The organism is Pseudomonas meliae, assembly GCF_001400515.1.
Taxonomy (GTDB): domain Bacteria; phylum Pseudomonadota; class Gammaproteobacteria; order Pseudomonadales; family Pseudomonadaceae; genus Aquipseudomonas; species Aquipseudomonas amygdali.
Genome location: NZ_LJQT01000093.1, coordinates 1 through 4,565 on the forward strand (window position 1 = coordinate 1; position 4,565 = coordinate 4,565).

Here is a 4,565-nt window from a genome sequence, read left to right on the forward strand (position 1 = left end):
AGACTGGCGATCATCATCTCAATCACTTCTTCACGCTTTTCGTTAGTAACCGACGGTGGTCGCAGCGCTGGATCTGGGTCATTCTCATAGGCCAAGAGCATGATGGGGAGCATCGGCCCGCTATGTTCGTCGCTGTCGATCAGGTCACGCCAACTTCCAGGTCGGGCCTGAACTCCGCGCATAAAGCCCAGAGCCCAATCGTTGCCGTAAGTAATGCCATCGTCATCCTCCAACAGCACTGGCAAATACACGTCAGGCTCCTCCAGCGTGTGAAGCAATACCGATGCAATCGTATTCCAGTGGCGCATGATGAGCCCCATCATGTCGGTAGCCTGAGCATTGCTCTCAAAACTGAAATTCTCGCCCAAGATTTGTGGTAGGTACTCGCTGGGAGGCACCATCTCCGGACCACAGATCAGTGCCGCAAAATAGCCGTCGAGCATTTCAATGTTCATGGCCGGTGAGCCGATGGCATCAAGAAAATCAGTCAGCCTATCGAGTTCGGCATCGGTCAGCGCTTGTTGAAAAGGTGGATGGCTCATGGGGTGTTTGTTCCAATAAAGTTGAGTAATTCAGGTTTCTGAGGCTTTCCCAAGTGGCCGCAGTTCTCCGCGTGCGACGGCATCCGGTACGGAGAATGAGTAGCGCCCGAGCATGTTGATATGCTCATGACCAAACGGCGAAAGCCGCGCCTCGTCTTCGGGTCGCACCGGATAGCCTTCGCGGCGTAGCTGTGTGAGTATCGCGTCCATGTACAAGGTGTTCCACAAAACGATCATGTTCACGACTAGTCCGAGCGCACTCAACTGATCCTCCTGTCCCTCGCGGTAGCGCTGGAACAGTTCTCCGCGCTTGCCGTGGAAGACCTCGCGGGCCAGGCTATGGCGACCCTCGCCGAGATTGAGTTGCTGCAGCGTTCCGCGTCTGCGCGACTCGTCGTCAATGAAGTTCAGTGTGTGAATAGTCTTGTCGATGCGACCAATTTCAGCGATGGCCTGGGCCAGTCGTGTCGGTCGCTCATCGACCTGCAGGGTGCGCATGATTCCCATCGCGGGCACCAAGCCAAGTTTGAGTGAACCAATCAAACGCAGTACGTCGTCCCAATGTGGTGTGATGCGATCAAGGTTGACGCACTGTTTTGCCAGAGCGTTGAGTTCGCCGTAGTCGGCTTGTGCATCGACTCGCCAGAACCGAGTGCCACCGATGTCTGCCAAGCGTGGGCTAAACCTATACCCCAGAAGCCGGAACAAGCCGAACACTACATCGCTATAAGCGCCATTGTCGGTCATGATCTGCGTGGGCTGCAATTCGGTCTGCTGCTCTAGTACGACCGCCAGTAACACCAGGCTGTCGCGCAAGGTGCCGGGGACGGTAATCGCGTTTAGCCCCGAGCATTGATCGGACAGCAGGTTATACCAAGTCACGCCGCGTCCACGATTGAAGTATTTTGGGTTTGGTCCGGCATGGACGGTGCGTACAGGCACCACAAAGCGCATGCCGTCAGCCGAAGCTACATCGCCGCCTCCCCAAGTGCGGGCCAGTGCGATGCGGTTTTGTGCGGCTACCAGCACGGCATTGCAGGCAGTCAGCGTGTCATCCCGCACGTAGTTTTGATCAACCCACAGCAGTCTGTCCCGCCGCAGTGCTGGTGTGTCCTGGCGTGCAAACGGTTCGGGGCCAGTGTTGCAGGCTTCGGCCAGGAGCACCGCGCACAGACTGGTGTTTAGATCGGCGGCCCGTGCTGTGCGTTCAGTTAGATGCGAGAACGCCTCCATGCAGTCGGTGCGGGTTGTTATCTCCAGTAGGATTTCCGGCAGATCGACGCGGGGCATGCGTATCTTGATCTCATGACGCAAAGCGATCAGCGATGCCGGTTCCGCCAATGCTTCCAGCGGGCTGAGTACCAATTCTGTCTTGTCGCCGACTGTCTCAAAGCGAACTGCGTCGTTGTCGGGCAGGCGTGCAGCGACGCGCCGATAGGTTTCATCCAGTTCCTGTGTCAACGCGGCCAAGGTGGCCTGCGGTTGCACGCTCAACTCCAGTGAGCGGCAAATGACAGGCCGCGCAGCCTCCCACTCGGTCCCTTCTAACAGGCCCGCGCGCGGGTCGGCATATCGCCAGCTTGAATTGACAAATACGTCGCGCCGACGAATCGCCACACGCAACTTGGCGAGGGCACAGAAGGCAAAGGCTCTGGAATTGACCTTTCCGTCCTCTCCCACGACATGACGTTGCCATGCCTTGTCCACAATGGTGATAGCTGGGTCATGGTCTGGCCTCTGATGCAACCATTGCAGTGCCTGTACCAGTGGGCGTGCTGTCGGATTGGCGTCGAACTGGATGACACGCAGCAGCGTCGGTAAAAAGCGCGTCACAGTCGCCTGTTTGGCCGCCAGTTCGGTGTAAAACACATAGTCTGGCGGGCGCACCAGAGTACCAATATCGTTCAGGGCCTGGGTCAGTTCGTCTTGTCCAATAGCGGCATACACACGCTCGCGTAATTCGCAGTCTAGCAGACTTGGGTCGAGTAGCATTCGACATGCGCTGGCCAGCATTGAAGCAGCCCGATCCAAGTCTTTCAACGTACGCTGCCTGGTCTTGCGATCTTCCTTTTGCGCCTTACTAAACAGTTCGCGCAACAACTGGTCGAGCACATCAAGGGCATCGTCATGAGCACTGGCTTCTAGACTGTGGACAAAAGACACCAGGGTAGCCATGCGCCGTGCGTCTGGAAGTCTGGCCACAGCTGAGACTTTGGCGGTGCTGGCAAAGCGTGCCAATGCCCCGATGCGACTGGGCGGTACCTTGGTATTAGGCAGTTTGATTCCCAGATCACGTATCGTTTCGATGCGCAACAATGCTTGTACCAGTGCTGGGGCACTCACGCGTACCGGTCCCTTGCGTAATCGATCAAGCCAGGACTGGCGACTGCCTTCGACAGGATCCAGCAAATCGTCAAGGCGCTGCCGCTGGACATCTGTTACGTCACGCGTCAGCAACCGCCAAAGGCGCGACTCCATGCGCGACCGCACCTCGGCAACGAATCGTTCCAAAAGGGTGACGCCAGGCAGCAGTACCTTGTGACCGATCAACCAACTGTTGGCATGCTCGAAAAGCACACTCGGGCGATCGGTGCCCGTCCAACACAGGGCGCATAGCCAGCGCCCAAGGTGAAATTGATTGCCGGTGTCTGCGAACTCACGGTAGCCATAGCGTGCGCGGATTTCGGTTGTGTGCTGCCAGCGCTGCCTGGTTCTGCGATAAGCTGCGACGCAATCGGCAAACTCAGGGATATTGAGCTGGGTTGCGAGGGTGCGCAGTACGGCTTCTGGCACGGCAGTGGGATCCTCCAGAAACGTACCAAGAAAACGCACGGTTGTCAGTTGTAGTGCATAGCCCAGACGGCTGCTGTCACGACGTTTGGTGGCGATCCACTCGCGGTCATCATCGTCCAGGTGGAAGTAGCGCGCCAGTTCTTCACTGGAAAGTGTCTCTGGATAGCGAGCGTAGCGTTCCCGTTGCGTGGTCGACAGGAAGCTGACGGGCATGCGTTACAGTACATCGGCGCAAAAAGTGGCCGGGGTGACGATCCGCGTACGGCCGATGCTGCCACGTTGCAGCAACCCGGCCCGTCGATCACCGGTTACGAGGTAGTCAGCCTCGCCAGTCACTGCCATCGCGAGCAAAAAGGTGTCATCAGGATCCTCAGCTTCAATGCCCTCCGCCAGAGGCAGTAACGTATCCAGTACGATGGCGCGTTGCATGTTGTTGACCACCGTGCCAACGCGGTGGGCAGGCAAAATAGCCTTGAGCTTCGGATAACGACTTACACGACGCAGCTCGTCGAGCTGGGCCGTTGATGTCACCAGATCGAAACGCTTAGCGCGCCAGGCACGATAAATCGCATCGGGTGCGCCGAGTGGCGAGATCAGTGCGCCGAGCAGGACGTTGGTGTCGAGAATGACCCGCATCAGTGCTCACGCGCCCATTGCACGGCCTCGTCGATGAGATCGGTCAGCTGCGTTTCGCTCATGCCGGCGGCGGCGGCGGCCTTCGCCTGCTCGACAGCTTGTTCCAGTAAATAAGCGCGTACGGCCTCCTCGATAAAGCGTGACAGATCGCCTTTGCGTCCTCCGCCGTGAGCCGCGATAAACATGCGGACGGACTGGTCCACGTCCGGCGATACGGCGATGTTCCAGCGAACAGTATTCATGTGCTCTCCTGATCGGTGTTTTTGCATTTAGGTGTTTGTACGCTTTGTTACGCTACACTGCAATGGTTCGATAAAACGATCGTTTTTCGAAACTTTAACAAACGATCAGCCGTACACGCCGTCTGTGCCCACAACAGGTTCATAATAATGGTTTGACGTATCAAAGTTCGATATTGCCGAAATCAGACGAGTAAAGAAGACTTTTGATGAAAATCGGCTATGCCCGCGTAAGCACGCGCGACCAAAATCTCGACCTGCAGCTCGATGCACTCAAACGCGCCGGTTGCGAACGCATTTACCAAGATGTAGCCAGTGGCTCGAAAACGGCGCGGCCCGCATTGGACGAACTGCT

5 protein-coding genes are annotated in these 4,565 nt (G+C 57.1%); 1 reads left to right on the forward strand and 4 read right to left on the reverse strand.

Annotated features, from left to right (window positions below; translation table 11 throughout):
- The 4 genes from ALO64_RS04125 to ALO64_RS04140 form a co-directional block, all read right to left on the reverse strand.
- On the reverse strand, positions 1-542 hold a 542-nt coding region (locus ALO64_RS04125; protein WP_054991665.1), incomplete at its 3' end, for a YecA/YgfB family protein.
- A gap of 30 nt (positions 543-572) precedes the next feature.
- Complete coding sequence (locus ALO64_RS04130) at positions 573-3,548, reverse strand: Tn3 family transposase (RefSeq protein ID WP_044345612.1); 2,976 nt, start codon at positions 3,546-3,548, stop codon at positions 573-575.
- A gap of 3 nt (positions 3,549-3,551) precedes the next feature.
- Positions 3,552-3,971 (reverse strand): putative toxin-antitoxin system toxin component, PIN family, encoded by a 420-nt coding sequence (locus ALO64_RS04135; RefSeq protein ID WP_044324867.1) that lies wholly within the window; start codon positions 3,969-3,971, stop codon positions 3,552-3,554.
- Positions 3,971-4,213 carry a ribbon-helix-helix domain-containing protein gene (locus ALO64_RS04140; protein ID WP_044345611.1) on the reverse strand — a complete coding sequence of 81 codons (243 nt, stop codon included), beginning with the start codon at positions 4,211-4,213 and terminating at the stop codon, positions 3,971-3,973. The genes ALO64_RS04135 and ALO64_RS04140 overlap by 1 nt, the downstream gene beginning before the upstream one ends.
- A gap of 206 nt (positions 4,214-4,419) precedes the next feature.
- Here ALO64_RS04140 and ALO64_RS04145 point away from each other — a divergent pair.
- Positions 4,420-4,565, forward strand: a 146-nt coding sequence (locus ALO64_RS04145; protein ID WP_162232059.1) for a recombinase family protein, incomplete at its 3' end; no start/stop codon positions are given.